The following is a 15,803-nucleotide window of genomic DNA, read 5'->3' as shown; positions in this document are numbered from 1 at the left end:
TTTGGAGGTGCATCCTATTGGATAAAATGAAAGTTACGTATGAAGTCATGTTGGGGCTGGCAGCTGAGATGGTTTGGGACGAAGCGCTTCGCAAACAGCGCAGCGAGAAGCTCTATTTGGAAATCGATAAAGCGTTAGCTACCGGAGACGAAGTAGCTTTCCGGAGTCTGACGGATGAACTGAGGACCATAAACTGATTAGCAAAATAGTTCCTTTCTGAGATAAAAGGGAATGCGCAGATGCGTGTTTCCTTTTTTTGATATGTGTAATTCCGAAATGAATGTCTGGATTTATAAGATATAGTCATATATAATATGGGAATAAAATGGATAGAGAGGGGATATAGGGAATTGAAATTCAGTGAGATGACTCAAGACAGCTGGGCTGAACTGCAACTCTATCTGGATACATGCCTTATTCCATACACAGCTCTTAGCGGTGAGCAGTCGCCAGTTGAAGCTACCGAGGCGTTGGAGCGGCTGAGAGATTTTCTGGATCTGGTCGAAATTCCTTTCAAAGGGAGAATCATGACTTATCCAGCCTTTCATTATGCTAATTCGGAATTGTCAATGACATTAAATTCCTTGTCCGAACAGCTTAAATCCTCAGGATTCAAATATGTGGTTATTATGTCATCGGATGGTCATTTGGATGGCATGGAAATTCCAGCTGCTGATCTGGTTTTGAGTCGGTCCGTCTTAACTCATGAGGTCGGAGAAGAAGGGATTGCGAGATTTATAGGGGAAAAGATACGAGAGTTGTGGAAAAAATAGTTTTTAGCGACAAATGTGACAATTTTACAACAATTTTTTAATAACGCTTACAATTGAACCTTAAAAATGTGTGACAAATTCTTGACGGTGTTCTAGGGCTACTATATGATTATGTATGTTCTAGTAAGTCGTGGAATTTATGAAAATGAAAACGTTTGAGAGAGTTGGCTGAAAAAGGGGGTTGGAGACAGTATGAGCAGTGAGCATGACCACGAAGCTTCATTGAAATTGCCAAGCCGCATGGAGATGTCACGCAGGCAGTTTTTGACGTACACGCTTGGTGGAGCTACAGCCTACATGGCCGCCGGTGCAATCCTTCCTATGGTCCGTTTTGCGGTGGACCCGATTTTGCAACATAAGGGAGAAGGCACCTCTGTCAAAGTAGCTGAAATCAGCAAAATTACGAATGAGCCTCAAGAATTCACCTTTGAACTTAAACAACAGGATGGTTGGTATCTGAGTAATGCATCGTTAGTGGCGTGGATTCGCAAAGACGAGCAGGGTAAAATTTATGCACTCTCACCTATCTGTAAACATCTGGGATGTACAGTAGGCTGGAATAGTGACAAGCAATACCCTGACGAGTATCATTGCCCCTGCCATGGCGCGCACTATGACAAGGAAGGGAAGAATCTTGCCGTAGCCCCCAAACCGCTGGATGAGTACGTAGTCAAGGAAGAGCAGGGTTGGGTATATCTGGGCGACATTGTTCCGAACACCCGAGTGAATTAGGAGGCGTGAACGCAGATGTTTAAAAATGTCTATGACTGGATTGACGAGCGTCTTGACATCACGCCAATCTGGCGGGACGTTGCGGATCATGAAGTTCCAGAGCATGTAAATCCGGCTCATCACTTTTCCGCATTCGTGTACTGCTTTGGTGGATTGACGTTCTTTATTACTGTTATTCAGATTCTGTCAGGCATGTTCCTGACCATGTATTATGTACCTGATATTATCAATGCCTACGCTAGTGTGGAGTACCTGCAGACCAAAGTAGCCTTCGGCCAAATTGTTCGCGGCATGCACCACTGGGGAGCCAGTCTGGTTATCGTAATGATGTTCTTACATACGATGCGTGTGTTCTTTACAGGCTCTTACAAGGCACCGCGTGAAATGAACTGGGTTGTCGGCATGCTGATCTTTTTCGTCATGTTGGGCCTGGGGCTGACAGGGTACTTGTTGCCATGGGATAACAAAGCCTATTTTGCAACAAAAGTAACACTGGAGATTGCCAATACGGTTCCTTGGCTGGGACCGATTATTAAAGAATTCCTGCAAGGCGGTACGATTGTTGGTGCACAGACACTAACCCGATTCTTTGCCCTGCACGTATTCTTCCTCCCCGCTGTGCTTCTGGTGCTTCTGGTCGGACACTTTATCATGATCCGCAGACAGGGCATTTCGGGACCACTATAAACTGAGAAGGGAGGAATAGCAATGGCTCACGGACATAAGAAGGATGATGAGGAAAAGGTTATCTTTGTCGGTGATTCACGGGTCCGTAAAGGGGCGGGATTTATTACCCCTCCTGATTACACGGCGTATCCCGGCAAATCAGAAGCCTTTATCCCCAACTTCCTGCTGAAAGAATGGATGGTTGGTGTCGTTGTATTGGTGGGGATTCTGGTTCTCACGATCTCAGAACCTGCACCTTTAGGCTATCCGGCCAATCCGAGCGCATCCGTAATTCCTATGCCGGACTGGTACTTCCTTTTTCTGTATCAGTACTTGAAGTATCCATACGCATCGGGCGATTACGTTCTGCTCGGGGTACTGGGAGTCAGCGGAGTTGCTTTTGGAGCTTTGCTACTGGCACCATTCCTGGATACAGGCAAGGAGCGGCGTTTCTATAAACGCCCAATTGCTTCATCACTGATGATTTTGTCGGTCATTTCTGTATTCTACCTGACAAATGTAGCGTGGACGCACTACGAGCATGAGTTGGAAGCAAGTGGACAGAAGCCTGAACATATTCAACGTGAAGAAGAAGCGCTGGAGAGGCGTGAACAGGGGCTCCCACCCGTTTCCAATGCACCTGGACAGCAAGAAGAAGTTGCGATCGTGGAACAGGATGATCCTGCAATGGAAACGTACAAGAAGGCTGGATGTATTGGTTGCCATGCGGCTGATATGAAGGGCGCAAGTGGACCTTCACTTCGGGGTGTCGGTGACAAGCATAGCCAAGAAGAGATTCTGACCATTATTAAAGATGGTTATAACGAGATGCCTGCGATGTACAATCAAGCTATTGCTCAAGGTGTTACGGATGAAGAGATTACTCATCTGACCGAATGGCTTGCGAAACAGAAAGCAGAACAGTAAAATCGAAATAACCAATGAAACCTGATCGTTTATGCGGTCAGGTTTTTTTTGAAGTGTTTTTTTTGGACAGCACTGTATCGTGCACAATATTGATGAAGGAAGGGGCAGGGAATGTGGCTTTATCGTATTTCTGGAGTAGGGAATTTCTAACCAATCGTTATTTCCTGTGGCTATTATTTTGGTGTAATGCGGTAGGAACGGTATACGGATACATCTGGTACGGAGAGCAAATGAAATTGACGCTGGCTGAGCAACCGGTGTGGCAGATCGTATTTGTGCCGGATAGCCCAACAGCGAGTTTGTTTTTTACTTTAGCGTTGTTATGGGTGTTGTACCCACCACGGTCCATCATTATCAAACGGATCGGACATGTGATTCAGGCGCTTGCCGTGGTCACATCTGTGAAATATGGCGTGTGGGCGGTGTCCATTATTTTCGCTGGCTGGATGCAAGGTGGTACACAGCACTGGCAAGACTGGATGTTGATTGCTTCGCATAGTGCGATGGCCATTGAAGCTCTTATTTATGTACGCTTTTTCGGCTTCCGCTGGGCTTCCCTTGTCGTTGCAGGTCTTTGGACGCTGTTGAACGATACGATGGATTATACATATGATATTTACCCTTGGTTACCCGCTTCCCTCTATGATCATGTAGATGGTGTGCGTAATTTCACATTCGGACTGACACTGGTAAGCATTCTGTGCGCGTGGCTGGCCTTAAGACAGGCGAAACGAACCTGATATCCGATCTTGAGCTTGTTCTAATGAACTGTCCCCCGCCATACATTGGTGGTGGGAGGGATGTCCATGAAGAGAACGTTTGGGATCAAAACTGGCTTATTGGTGGTATCGTTTATAGCTATAATGCTGTGGACGAACTTAGCATATCGTGTATCCGCGCAAAGTGAAGCATTGAATTCGAATTCAGATCAGCAAGTGTCCACAAGCAATTCAATTGCACAACTGAACGAGGAAGCAGCCATATTGTATCGGCAGGCGCTCGAGAATAATATTGAAGAAGTGCGAGGAAGCATTCTGCGTATCAGTAAAAGTCTGGAGCATATCTCCTTTGAGGGACAAACAACAGTCGAGGGCATACACGCCTTGTCCGAAACCATAGTTGAAGTGAAACAAGCCGTTGTGAAGGTGAAAAATGACGATGCTTCTCTTCAGCAGTCCTCAGCCAAACTCAGACTTGCAGCAGATAGTCTCGCGAATCCAACCAAGCCTTTATGGCTTCAGTATTATAAAATCGTGAAAAACGATCTGGACGCTTTATCCGCTGCTACAAATCAAGGGCAAACTGCGGCCGTACTGGCAAACCGCTACACCGTTCTGGAGGAGCATTATGAGACGATTCGTCCTGCCGCACTGATTCGCCGTGAACCGTATGAAATTGCTCAGATGGACGCTTGGTTATCTCATACCAAAGGGCTTACCAATGCAAAGCAGCCAGATCTGGCTCAGTTAAAGAGCATGGTGGGCCATGGTGAGGAACTGGTGAACCAGTTATTTGGTCGGGAGAAGGATGAGAGTGCTTTCGTACCATTTGTACAGGGCCCTGATCGCAGGGCGGCCGGGTTGCTCATCAGTTCGGTCATTGTGGCAACGCTTAGTTACGCCGGATATCGTAAATATCGTGCGCAGCAGCAGGGGATTTTTCCTTTTCGGCGTTAATAGAACATGAACTTGATCCTGGTCTATAAGTGGTATATAAAAAAAGACCTCTTTCCGCATGAGTAGCCACGCTAACGGCTCTTCATGTAAAAGAGGTTTTTTTGTAGTTTCTGTGTTATATCAGCTTTCTTTGAAACCTTCGCCATGTACATCGTGAACATCGCTGATGATGACAAAAGCTCTCGGGTCAATGGAACGTACAATGGTCTGCAATCGCCTGAACTCTTGCCTGGAGATCACGCAGTAGGCCATGTGTTTGGCCTGTTTAGAGTACGCGCCAATGGCTGGAATGAGGGTGACGCCACGATCCATATCCCGTGTGATCTGGTCCGCAATCTCGGGTGCATGGTCACTAATGATCATAAATGCCCGGGCAGAATATGCACCTTCCTGAATAAAGTCGATGACTTTGGAGGCGATGAATACAGCTACAAGCGTATACAGAATTTTTTCTTTGGGGATGTAGATGAGAGAGAGCCCGATAATGACAAAGTCGATGCCCAGTAATACTCGGCCCATGCTCCATCCATACTTGCGGTTCAGAATACGGGCAATGATGTCTGAACCGCCCGTCGTTCCGCCCCAACGGAATACAATGCCAAGGCCGGCTCCAAGGGTGACACCTGCATATAGGGCTGCGAGCAGGAGGTCATTCTCGGTATGTAATGGTTCAATCCAGCCCAGATGAATCAACTTCTCAAACAACCATAGAAAAACGGTCAGTGCCCCGATTCCGATACCCGTATAGATCATCTGTCTGCCGCCCAAAATTTTGAGCCCAATCAGAAAGAGGGGAACATTCAGAATCAAGGTTGTAAGTGAAGGTGAGATGCCAAAAGCGTAATTGATCAGCACCGTAACCCCGGTGAGGCCACCTTCCATAAGCTGGTTGGGGATAATGAAATAGAGGAGCCCAAAGGCATATAAGGCTGTACCCAGTACGATGGGAAGAACCAGTTTAACTTGTATCCAGGTTTTGGCAGTGCTCATAAGATCCCTCGCTGTAGATAAATTAGAATGAAGAAGCAATCATTCCCATCTAGTATACCTGTTTATTGATTCTTTAAAAATGATTTGTCGCTGATGATGGTGGAAGTGAATCTAAATAACTGATATTATTAGGAACAAATACGACATCATTTCAAAGGAGAATCCGTTCTCATGGAGAAAAGCATCGCAGAAATGCAGCGTGAGGTTGATCAGTATATCTCCCAGTTCAAGGAGGGGTACTTCAGTCCTCTGGCCATGTTGGCCCGGATGTCTGAAGAGGTTGGGGAGCTCGCCAGGGAAGTGAATCATGAATTCGGCGAGAAGCCGAAGAAATCTTCCGAAGCAGCCAATTCCATTGAACTTGAGCTTGGAGATATTTTATTTATCACGATTTGTTTTGCGAACTCACTGGGAATTGATCTGGCTGAGGCGCACGATAAAGTCATGCATAAATTTAACACCCGCGATGCCAATCGGTGGACTCCCAAAAACACCGATTAGGCGTAGATTACATATGCTGTACCATCACCCGATCGGGGAGGGTCAGCTTAATGATGAAACCGGAAGAATATATGCAGCAGGCTTACCGCTGTATATTGCAAAATGATTTTGAGCAGGCGATTCGTTGGTTCGAGTCAGCCATTCACGCTCATCCAAAACATGCGGAGTTATATTATCGCTGTTCCATTACACACGCCCGCAGCAAACATCTGGTTCCAGCGCTTGAATATGCGCGCAAGTCGGTTGAATTGTCGCCAGGAACAGAAGAGTATATTTTGCATCTGCAGACGTTGGAAGCAAAACAATTGACCTCCAGAGCGAAGTTGCTGTTGGAGCAGGCGGGTATTGCAACACAGGAGCGCTATGTGGAAGCGTCTACGCTTCTGCAAGAAGCGGTCAAACTTGATCCGCTCTCAGTGGAAGCTCATGTTATGCTTGCGCTGGCTTACAGTGATTTGAATGAATTTGACTATGCAATTCAGGCGCTGCGTGAGGCAATTTTGCTGGATCCGCAGAATGGGCAACTGCATCAGATGTTACAGGAAATCAAGCAACGTATGAAATCCATTCAATAAGAATTCATTTTGCAAAGATTTCTTTCGAGTTGAAATGGATTCTACGATATGATCCAACATAGTGAGGAGATGCAGTCAATATGAGTGAAGTAATCAGAGTTGCCGTGATCGGAGCGGCTGGCCGTATGGGCCGTGAAGTTGTGAAATTGGTACTTCAGGACCCGGAATTGGAGCTTGCAGCGGCTGTCAACCGCTCCGGAGCAGGCACGGATGCAGGAACCCTTGTTGGTTTGCCAGAGTGTGGGGTGCTGGTGACTGATGATATCGAAATGGCTTTTGCCGAAACAAAACCTCAGGTTATGGTTGATTTTACAGTACCACAATTTGCGTTTGCACATACTGAGATCGCGATCCGTCATGGAGTCAGACCTGTCATGGGTGTTACTGGCTTCACGCCGGAGCAGATCGAACAGTTGGACAAGCAGTGCCAGGACAAAGGAATTGGAGGGCTTATTGCCCCTAACTTCTCGATTGGTGCCATTTTGATGATGCGATTCGCAGCACAGGCTGCCAAACATATGCCAAATGTGGAGATCATCGAATATCACGGAGATCAGAAGCTGGATGCTCCTTCAGGAACTGCGATCAAAACAGCGGAACTGATTGCTGCCAATCGGGAAGAACTTCGTCAAGGTAATCCGAATGAAGAAGAAACGATTGAAGGATCACGCGGCGGGTATTACAATGGCTTCCGAATTCACAGTGTACGATTGCCTGGTGTATTCGCGCAGCAGGAAGTTGTTTTCGGAGACTATGGACAGTCACTCAAAATTCGGCATGACTCCTACGAGCGCGCAGGTTATATGCCTGGTGTTAAGATTGGTGTGCAAAAGGTTATGGAGTATACAGGAATGATCTACGGATTTGACCACTTTATCGACTAAAGGAGATTGTCATGTTGAAAATAGCATTTATCGCCCATGATCGTAAAAAAGAAGAGATGGTTAACTTCGTGACGGCATATGAGCCTGTTTTTACGGACCATCAATTATATTCTACAGGAACAACAGGCCTTCGTATTATGGAAGGAACGTCTCTGAAGATTCATCGATTCGAATCAGGCCCATTGGGCGGAGATCAACAGATTGGAGCTTTGGTTGCGCAAAATGAGATGGATCTGATTATTTTCCTTCGCGATCCACTGATGGCACAACCTCACGAGCCGGATATTAATGCGTTGCTACGTCTTTGTGATGTGCAAGGAATTCCACTTGCCACCAATATCGCAACCGCTGAGATTCTGGTCAAGGCTCTGGATCGTGGCGATTTTGCCTGGAGAGAGCTGGTACATAAATACAAGCCGGAGGCTGGATTGAATTCGGGTGATTCCGAATGAGTCTGGATATTCTCATCTTTGGAGCACATGCAGACGATGCGGAGATTGGTATGGGTGGAACGATTGCCAAACATACCGCTGCCGGCTTGAAAGTAGGCGTGTGTGATCTGACTCGTGCTGAGATGTCTTCCAACGGAACAGTAGAGCGCAGAACCGAGGAAGCGGAGCAAGCCTCCCGCGTCCTCGGTCTTTCGTGTCGAACGAATCTGGGGCTTCCTGATCGTGGCTTATATCTTACGCCTGAACATGTACAGGCGGTGACGGCTGAGATACGGCGTCATGCCCCTCGGATGGTGTTTGCTCCGTATTGGGAAGATCGTCATCCGGATCATGTCAATTGCAGTAAGCTTGTGCAGGAGGCTGTATTTAACGCTAAGCTTCGCAACTATATGCCGGACATGCCTGCCTTGCAGGTGAAGGAACTTTATTTTTACTTTATTAATGACATCGGGCCTACGGATTTGATTGTCGATATTACGGAACACTATGAGCAAAAAGAAGCATCACTGCTCTCTTATCGTTCCCAATTCGAACTGAGAGACGGAGCGGTCTCGACGCCATTGAATCAAGGGTATATTGAACGTGTAAGAGCCCGCGATTCCTTGCTCGGACAACGCAGTCTCATCCCGTTTGCAGAAGGTTTTGCTACAATTACACCTTACGTGGTTCATCAATTTGGCCCGGGTGCCCAATAAGCGATTTCACATTTTACGTTTAATGAAACGAAGGGTTTCATTATTCCATTGCATTATATCAACCTGCATGAAGCGGGAGATCAAAGGAGCGTCCACAGGATGGATAAAAAGCTAAAAATCGGCATCACCTGTTATCCGTCCCTCGGCGGGTCTGGCGTTGTCGCAACGGAACTGGGCAAATTACTTGCCGAACAGGGGCATCAGGTTCATTTTATTGCCAACAGTATCCCGTTCAGACTGGGTACGTTCCAGAAAAATATTTTTTATCACGAAGTTGAAGTAAATGATTATTATGTTTTCCGTTACCCTCCGTATGACCTGTCACTGGCAACAAAGATGGCTCAGGTGGCTAAGTCACAGCAGCTGGATCTGCTGCATGTTCATTATGCCGTGCCACACGCAGTATGTGCCTTTCTGGCGAAACAAATGGTAGGGGACGGCCTTAAAGTGGTTACCACGTTACATGGAACGGATATTACGGTTCTGGCTCAGGATGAATCTCTGAAGGATCTGATCCGTCTAGCCATTAATGAAAGTGACGCGGTTACTGCCGTATCACAAGATTTGATTCGAGAAACGGTCGAATTGCTGGATATTCAGCGTCCAATCGATCTAACCTATAATTTTATTGACAAACGAATATATTATCCGCGGGATGCTGCCAGTCTGCGAAGAGACTTTGCTACGCCTGACGAAAAAATATTAATGCACATCTCCAATTTCCGACCGGTGAAAAGAACTCAGGATGTGGTAGAGGTCTTCCGTCAGGTACAGGAGCAGGTTCCTGCCAAACTGTTATTTGTTGGTGAAGGACCTGATTTGCCGAAGATGCAATGGAAGATTAATGATCTCGGCTTGAATGATAAAGTTCATTTCCTTGGCAAACAGGATGACATTGCTCAGGTCATCTCCATGGCGGACGTGTTGATGCTTCCATCGGAGAAGGAAAGTTTCGGACTTGTGGCGCTCGAAGCAATGGCTTGTGGCGTACCCACGATCGGTTCACAGGCCGGAGGAATTCCGGAACTGGTCTTACATGGTAAGACAGGTTATTTATCCGCGATTGGGGATACACAATCCATGGCCGAGAACACCATTCGTTTGTTGACGGACGATCGTTTGGCTGCTGAGTTCAGGGAAGCATGTCTTCAGCGCGCGCATCACGACTTTTGCAATGATGCTATTCGGCATGAATATGAACAGATATATTACCGGGTGTTGGGAAGGGAAGTTCCGAATCTGAAGCCGGTTTGCGGTTAATCATTTCTTAGACGAAATCATACTGTGCATACCACAACAGGCAAGAGAAGAGGTGATATGTGGTGGTTCAATGGACACAGGTAGATCGTGAAATGGCAATGCAAAGTGAGAATGTACTCACAACATTAAACAAACATGGCTACAAGGCATATTGGGTAGGTGGTTGCGTTCGTGACGAATTGCTGGAACGTGTTGTGGACGATATGGATATCACGACATCTGCTTCTCCTGAGCAAGTCATGGAACTGTTTGACGATTGTATTCCTACAGGTTTACAACACGGTACGGTTACCGTTCGTTCAGGCGGTTATTACTTTGAAGTGACCACATTTCGAACAGAATCCGAATATCAGGATAATCGCAGACCTGCTGCGGTTCAATTTGTTCAGGATATCAAGGAAGACTTACAGCGGCGCGACTTCACGATGAACGCTCTGGCTATGGACGTCACTGGGACAATCGTTGATCCGTTCGGTGGACAGGCAGATATCAAGGAAGAGCGAGTCAGATGTGTGGGTTCTGCGATGGAACGATTTGGTGAAGATGCACTGCGGATGCTCCGCTGTGTCCGGTTTGCTTCCGTATTTGATTTCAAAATTGCCCATAACACGTGGAAGGGTCTTGTAAGGCAGAAAGACCTGCTTCAACATATAGCAATGGAACGGGTACGTACCGAGATGGTAAAAATGATGTCTGGACCGCATCCTTTAAGAGGGTTGGAGCTGTTATACAGAAGTGATTCCCTTGCGCATATCAAAGCGCCGGTAAGCTCGACCCGATTTAACAAGATGTTGTTATCCAATTTGGAACAATTGTCAGGTCAGCATGTGTTGCTTCGTTGGTCACTCATCCTGATTGCTGGCGGTTATAGCAAGGATGAAGCAGATGTATTATTACGTCAGTGGACATTCTCCAATGAACATCGTTCTCGTATAACAGGGGTCCTTCAGGTGGAACAGTTGATTCATACTTCCGTTCAGGAGCCGAAGGATACGGTCAGTCTCCGTTCCGATTGGATCGTTACTGTTCTGGCTTGTGGCGTTCAGGCGGCGGATGATTGGCTTCGAATACAGTCTGCACTGCCAGCAGAATGGCGGAATCAGTCCGAACCGGCAGAAATGCAGGTTGTATTAGTACAAGAGCTTGCAGCCGAATGGAGTCAATCGATCCCTGTGCATGACTTGAAAGAGTTGGATATTACAGGGGAACAAGTGTTACAAATGGTGCAGCGCAAAGGCGGACCTTGGCTGGGGCAACTAATGAAACATTTGTTACGAGAAACGGCGATTGGAACGATAGTGAATCAGCATGAAGCACTAAGTGCAGAAGTGAAGCGGGTGGTTCAAGATGACCAAACATGAAGATCTGTTACATATGTTATTAAATGCAGAAGGACGATTCGTATCGGGTGAAGAGATCAGCCGTAATCTGTCCATCAGTCGGACCGCTGTGTGGAAACATGTGAACAAGTTGCGAGACATGGGTTATGAGTTTGAAGCGGTATCCCGCAAAGGATACCGTCTGGTAACGAAGCCGGATAGCATTGACGCTACTGGCCTCCAATTGGCCCTGGATACAACCGTATTTGGCCGTAAGGCTGTTTTGTTGGCTTCGACCCTGTCTACGCAAGGGGATGTTCTCAAGCTAGCTGAGCAAGGGCAGGCAGAAGGCGCTGTGGTCATTGCGGAAGAACAAACAGGAGGAAGAGGACGTTTCGGTCGACAGTGGTTCTCTCCTCCGGGTAAAGGAATCTGGATGAGTGTCCTGTTACGCCCTGATCTACCACTTCAGCATACGCCGCAGCTAACTTTATTAACAGGAGTGGCTGTATGTCGTGCCGTTCGAGCTTGTTCAGGAGCTGATGCGGGCATCAAATGGCCAAATGATGTGTTGATTGACGGACGCAAGGTATGTGGCATATTGCTTGAATCTACGGTAGAAGATCATGAAGTCAGATACTGTATCGCAGGTATAGGCGTTGACGTGAACTTTGATCCCGAGGATTATCCGGAAGATCTGACCACAATCGCTACTTCGCTCAAGATGGAGACGGGTCAATCCGTTGATCGCACCAAACTAACGGCTGCCATTTTGACGGAGCTTGAACAGTTGTATTTTTTGTATCAAAAAGAAGGATTTGGCGTGATCTCAGCTCTATGGGAGGCCCTGTCCGTATCGATGAATCGAGAGATTACAGTGACGAATCCTCATGGTGTCATTGAAGGGAAGGCAATTGGTCTTGACCCTTCTGGTGCACTTATCGTGGAGAAGCACGATGGAGAACATACGCTAATCATCTCTGGTGAGATTTCCTGGAAATCATAAACAATTTGTCGAATTTTCACTGGTAAAATGAACATAAGACGTGAAGTTTGAGCAGAACTTTGGTATACTGTGTTCGTGAGGCGATATCGGCTAATGCAGACCGAATTGCACTCCCGTAACAGTAACCTTTGTTCTGCTTTGATGTGTTTTATATAAGCAGACCGCAGTGCAAGAATGAAATACGTTTAAGTGAGTTGTTGGATTCTGCTCTGAGCCGAAGAGGACCGAGACAGAAGGGACGATCGCAAGTGACTCTTTTTTGACTTTTCGGGACTTTTTAGTGGAAAACTAAAAGGTTTTTTTGTTGCGTTTATTTGAAAAGAAGAAAGGAGCCATGAAAAAAAATGGCGAACAAACAAGCGTTGAATATTGTGAAAATGAAAAAATATAAGCAGGATGGCGTGCCGCTTACCATGATCACGGCTTACGATTATCCAACAGCGCTCCTAGCAGAGGAAGCAGGTATTGATCTGATCCTGGTTGGTGATTCACTCGGCAATGTAGTACTGGGTTATAATTCGACGCTTCCGGTGACCATCGACGACATGGTATACCACACACGTTCCGTAGTGCGCGGTGCTGAGAAGACATTTATTGTGGCTGATATGCCTTTTATGACCTATCATGGCAGCGTGGATGAGACGCTTAAGGGTGTCCGTCGACTGATGCAAGAGGGGCATGCCCATGCGGTTAAAATGGAAGGCGGAGTCGAGATAGCGGACACCGTTAGAGCAGTTGTGCAAGCAGGCGTGCCTGTTCTTGGACATATCGGACTGACACCTCAATCGGTTAATCAGATTGGTGGTTACCGCATTCAGGGCAAGGATGCAGCGGATGCGAAACGTCTGATGGACGAAGCCAAAGCCTTGGAAGCTGCAGGTGCGTTTGGCATTGTGCTTGAACTGGTTACGGAAGAAGTTGCACGGGCGATCTCGGAGGAACTGTCCATCCCTACCATAGGAATTGGAGCAGGACGAGGCTGTGATGGTCAGGTACTGGTATTCCACGATGTGGTTCAATACGCCTCTCCGTATACGCCCAAACGATTTGTCAAAACCTATGGAGATGTGGGTACATTAATCAGAACCAGCATCGAAGCTTACGTGAAAGAAGTGAAAGATCGTTCGTTCCCGGCCGAAGAGCATGTATTCAATGCGGCGGATGGTGTTCTGGATCAACTGTACGGCGGACAACGCAAGGAAAAGGTGGGGAGTAACTCATGAAAGTATTACGGACAATCGCAGAGTTAAGACAGGAACTAAGCTTGAAGCGTCAAGCGATTCGGTCCAGTGCGTCTGTTGTAGGTCTTGTACCAACAATGGGTTATCTTCATCAAGGTCATGCAAGCTTGATGCAGGCAGCCAGACAACAGAGCGATATCGTGGTATTAAGCATATTTGTTAATCCAATTCAATTTGGCCCTAATGAAGATTTTGACAGCTATCCGCGGGATGAAGCCAGAGATGTGGAAACAGCACGCTCACAAGGAGTGGATATCGTATTTATTCCCTCTGTTGAAGAGATGTATCCACAGGCAACGCAAACGACCGTATCTGTCTCAAAACTGACGGAGCGCTTATGTGGCGCTTCACGTCCAGGACATTTTGACGGGGTAACGACCGTAGTCTCCAAACTCTTCAACATCGTACAGCCACAGCGTGCATTTTTTGGTATGAAAGACGCTCAGCAGGTTGCGGTCATTCAACAGATGGTGAATGATTTGAATATGCCTGTAGAAATTGTACCCTGTCCGATTGTTCGCGAAGAGGATGGCCTTGCCCTCAGTTCACGTAACGTCTACCTTAACCCAGAACAGCGTACACAGGCCTTGGTTCTATCGAAGGCACTACGTGCAGCTCAGGAAGCCACAGATACAGGTGTAGCTACTACAGCCGCAGATATCCGTCGTATTCTGCGCGAGCACATTGCAACCTCACCGCTTGCCGTTATCGACTACGCCGAGATTCAGGCTTTTCCAAGTCTGGAGCCGCTCACAGATCAGGAAGAAGTTCAAGGCCGTGACGATCTGCTCATTGCACTTGCGGTGAAATTCGGAAAAACAAGATTGATTGACAATATAAGGTTGCAAAAATCGGAGGTACTGTCCCATGTTTAGAACACTGATGAAATCCAAAATTCACCGGGCTACGGTAACGGAAGCCAACTTGAACTATGTGGGTAGTATTACCATAGATGAAGACTTGATGGAAACATCCGACTTGATGGAAAACGAGAAAGTGCAAATTGTGAACAACAACAATGGTGCACGTCTGGAAACATATGTGATTCCAGGACCACGCGGAAGCGGGGTCATATGTCTTAACGGCGCAGCTGCACGTCTGGTACAGCCTGGAGATAACGTCATTATCATTTCTTACGCCATGATGTCACAAGAAGAGGCAAATACTCACAAACCAACCGTTGTATTTGTAGATGGGCAGAATAAACCTGTACAAACGATGAAACAGGAAGTCCACGCAACAATTATGTAATCGACTGGTAAGGAGAATGAAATCGGCCCTTGAAGCAAAAAATGAGTACAGGTCACTGCACTAATCCATTTTTTCAAGGGTGGGGATGCATCGATGTTCCAGCATGTTTTCGCAGAAATGAACGACATGTTAGATGAAATTATCAAGAGCTATCCTTCCGCTGAAGGCCTGAACAAACAAGAATTGCTGCAAAAGTGGAACTTGCTTAAGCGGATGAGTGACGGGATGCTGGATGAATGGCTGATGTTTGAAGAAAAGATGAGCCAGGTGAGGGAGCGAGAGATGGATAAGCCTGCTTCCCTTGAACCGGAACAGGGAGCTGTTACCGCTCTGCCTGAACTCCATCTGGAATGTTTCAGTCGAGGTCAGGGTTATTTCAAATTACAGATGTATCCGCAGGCGATCATGCAATTCTCCCGGGTTGTGACCGACCATCCGGAGAGTGCATTAACTCGTTTTTACCTGGCGCTGGCGTATCTGAATCTGGAACAAATGGCGGAAGCCGGAACACATTTACAGCAGATCATGTACCTTAAAGGTTCACCTCGCTTGAAAGGGCTTGTGTGTAACGCCCTGGGCTGTATTCAAGTCAAGCTTGCGAATCCCGAAGCTGCATGTTCACTCTTTGCACAGGCCCTTCAGTATGACCCGACATTGACCGAACCACTGTACAACATGGAAGCTTGCAGGTTGAACAGGGGAAAATTGCAATATGCTAATCAGCTGACGACCCTTCATTAAGCGGGAATTCGGCGACAAAAAAACGGTGTTCCCTCCTTTGGCATAGCGGCGGGGACACCGCTTTTTTGTCAGTTAATTTTCAAATCCCCTTTTTTTTGCTATGCTGTAACATAG

General features: G+C 46.9%; 20 protein-coding genes. 19 read left to right on the top strand and 1 reads right to left on the bottom strand.

Translation table 11 applies throughout. The annotated features are described in order from the left end of the window. The first annotated feature begins 17 nt into the window (after nucleotides 1-17). From MKY01_RS19610 to MKY01_RS19580, 7 genes are all read left to right on the top strand, one after another. Nucleotides 18-197 (top strand): IDEAL domain-containing protein, encoded by a 180-nt coding sequence (locus MKY01_RS19610; RefSeq protein ID WP_017687723.1) that lies wholly within the window; start codon nucleotides 18-20, stop codon nucleotides 195-197. Between the two features lie 153 nt (nucleotides 198-350). Continuing rightward, nucleotides 351-773, top strand: coding sequence for a DUF2487 family protein (locus MKY01_RS19605; protein WP_282320922.1), 423 nt, complete (start codon nucleotides 351-353; stop codon nucleotides 771-773). Between the two features lie 192 nt (nucleotides 774-965). Further along, nucleotides 966-1,505: a ubiquinol-cytochrome c reductase iron-sulfur subunit gene (locus tag MKY01_RS19600; RefSeq protein WP_036607648.1), complete on the top strand. Its 540-nt coding sequence runs from the start codon at nucleotides 966-968 to the stop codon at nucleotides 1,503-1,505. 15 nt (nucleotides 1,506-1,520) lie between these two features. Continuing rightward, nucleotides 1,521-2,192 carry a cytochrome b6 gene (locus MKY01_RS19595; protein ID WP_017687726.1) on the top strand — a complete coding sequence of 224 codons (672 nt, stop codon included), beginning with the start codon at nucleotides 1,521-1,523 and terminating at the stop codon, nucleotides 2,190-2,192. A gap of 21 nt (nucleotides 2,193-2,213) precedes the next feature. Then, complete coding sequence (locus tag MKY01_RS19590; RefSeq protein ID WP_127549609.1) at nucleotides 2,214-3,098, top strand: menaquinol-cytochrome c reductase cytochrome b/c subunit; 885 nt, start codon at nucleotides 2,214-2,216, stop codon at nucleotides 3,096-3,098. A 113-nt stretch (nucleotides 3,099-3,211) separates the two neighbouring features. Next, nucleotides 3,212-3,838, top strand: coding sequence for a DUF1405 domain-containing protein (locus MKY01_RS19585; RefSeq protein WP_091018277.1), 627 nt, complete (start codon nucleotides 3,212-3,214; stop codon nucleotides 3,836-3,838). Nucleotides 3,839-3,904: 66 nt separating this feature from the next. Beyond that, nucleotides 3,905-4,774, top strand: coding sequence for a sporulation protein YpjB (locus tag MKY01_RS19580; RefSeq protein ID WP_282320923.1), 870 nt, complete (start codon nucleotides 3,905-3,907; stop codon nucleotides 4,772-4,774). A gap of 120 nt (nucleotides 4,775-4,894) precedes the next feature. Here the strand turns inward: MKY01_RS19580 and MKY01_RS19575 are convergent, their stop codons facing one another. Then, nucleotides 4,895-5,764, bottom strand: coding sequence for a YitT family protein (locus MKY01_RS19575; protein WP_036607636.1), 870 nt, complete (start codon nucleotides 5,762-5,764; stop codon nucleotides 4,895-4,897). Between the two features lie 171 nt (nucleotides 5,765-5,935). On the opposite strand from MKY01_RS19575, the gene MKY01_RS19570 reads away from it, so the two are divergent. The 12 genes from MKY01_RS19570 (at nucleotide 5,936) to MKY01_RS19515 (ending at nucleotide 15,689) form a co-directional block, all read left to right on the top strand. After that, entirely contained in the window at nucleotides 5,936-6,265 is a 330-nt protein-coding gene (locus MKY01_RS19570) for a nucleotide pyrophosphohydrolase (protein ID WP_017687732.1), read from the top strand. 50 nt (nucleotides 6,266-6,315) lie between these two features. Continuing rightward, nucleotides 6,316-6,840: a tetratricopeptide repeat protein gene (locus MKY01_RS19565; protein ID WP_017687733.1), complete on the top strand. Its 525-nt coding sequence runs from the start codon at nucleotides 6,316-6,318 to the stop codon at nucleotides 6,838-6,840. A gap of 80 nt (nucleotides 6,841-6,920) precedes the next feature. After that, nucleotides 6,921-7,724, top strand: coding sequence for a 4-hydroxy-tetrahydrodipicolinate reductase (gene dapB, locus MKY01_RS19560; RefSeq protein WP_036607633.1), 804 nt, complete (start codon nucleotides 6,921-6,923; stop codon nucleotides 7,722-7,724). An 11-nt stretch (nucleotides 7,725-7,735) separates the two neighbouring features. Continuing rightward, nucleotides 7,736-8,176 (top strand): methylglyoxal synthase, encoded by a 441-nt coding sequence (gene mgsA / locus MKY01_RS19555; protein WP_017687735.1) that lies wholly within the window; start codon nucleotides 7,736-7,738, stop codon nucleotides 8,174-8,176. After that, nucleotides 8,173-8,871 (top strand): bacillithiol biosynthesis deacetylase BshB1, encoded by a 699-nt coding sequence (gene bshB1 / locus MKY01_RS19550; protein WP_076317443.1) that lies wholly within the window; start codon nucleotides 8,173-8,175, stop codon nucleotides 8,869-8,871. Before mgsA ends, bshB1 begins: the two co-directional genes overlap by 4 nt. A gap of 99 nt (nucleotides 8,872-8,970) precedes the next feature. Next, nucleotides 8,971-10,131: an N-acetyl-alpha-D-glucosaminyl L-malate synthase BshA gene (bshA, locus tag MKY01_RS19545; protein ID WP_036672009.1), complete on the top strand. Its 1,161-nt coding sequence runs from the start codon at nucleotides 8,971-8,973 to the stop codon at nucleotides 10,129-10,131. A 62-nt stretch (nucleotides 10,132-10,193) separates the two neighbouring features. Beyond that, on the top strand, nucleotides 10,194-11,492 hold the full coding sequence (locus MKY01_RS19540; protein WP_339283239.1) for a CCA tRNA nucleotidyltransferase: 1,299 nt from the start codon (nucleotides 10,194-10,196) through the stop codon (nucleotides 11,490-11,492). Then, nucleotides 11,479-12,456 carry a biotin--[acetyl-CoA-carboxylase] ligase gene (locus MKY01_RS19535; RefSeq protein ID WP_036672005.1) on the top strand — a complete coding sequence of 326 codons (978 nt, stop codon included), beginning with the start codon at nucleotides 11,479-11,481 and terminating at the stop codon, nucleotides 12,454-12,456. The genes MKY01_RS19540 and MKY01_RS19535 overlap by 14 nt, the downstream gene beginning before the upstream one ends. A 344-nt stretch (nucleotides 12,457-12,800) precedes the next feature. Next, nucleotides 12,801-13,679 carry a 3-methyl-2-oxobutanoate hydroxymethyltransferase gene (gene panB / locus MKY01_RS19530; protein ID WP_036672039.1) on the top strand — a complete coding sequence of 293 codons (879 nt, stop codon included), beginning with the start codon at nucleotides 12,801-12,803 and terminating at the stop codon, nucleotides 13,677-13,679. Then, nucleotides 13,676-14,572 (top strand): pantoate--beta-alanine ligase, encoded by an 897-nt coding sequence (panC, locus tag MKY01_RS19525; protein ID WP_076317445.1) that lies wholly within the window; start codon nucleotides 13,676-13,678, stop codon nucleotides 14,570-14,572. The genes panB and panC overlap by 4 nt, the downstream gene beginning before the upstream one ends. Further along, nucleotides 14,565-14,948 carry an aspartate 1-decarboxylase gene (gene panD / locus MKY01_RS19520; RefSeq protein WP_017687742.1) on the top strand — a complete coding sequence of 128 codons (384 nt, stop codon included), beginning with the start codon at nucleotides 14,565-14,567 and terminating at the stop codon, nucleotides 14,946-14,948. Before panC ends, panD begins: the two co-directional genes overlap by 8 nt. A gap of 93 nt (nucleotides 14,949-15,041) precedes the next feature. Further along, nucleotides 15,042-15,689: a tetratricopeptide repeat protein gene (locus MKY01_RS19515; RefSeq protein WP_339283236.1), complete on the top strand. Its 648-nt coding sequence runs from the start codon at nucleotides 15,042-15,044 to the stop codon at nucleotides 15,687-15,689. Nucleotides 15,690-15,803: the final 114 nt, after the last annotated feature.

The sequence above is a fragment of the Paenibacillus sp. FSL R5-0486 genome, from assembly GCF_037975155.1.
Taxonomy (GTDB): Bacteria; Bacillota; Bacilli; order Paenibacillales; family Paenibacillaceae; genus Paenibacillus; species Paenibacillus amylolyticus.
Note: the sequence above shows the minus strand (reverse complement) of the source record. Positions and strands in the feature narration are given on the sequence as shown.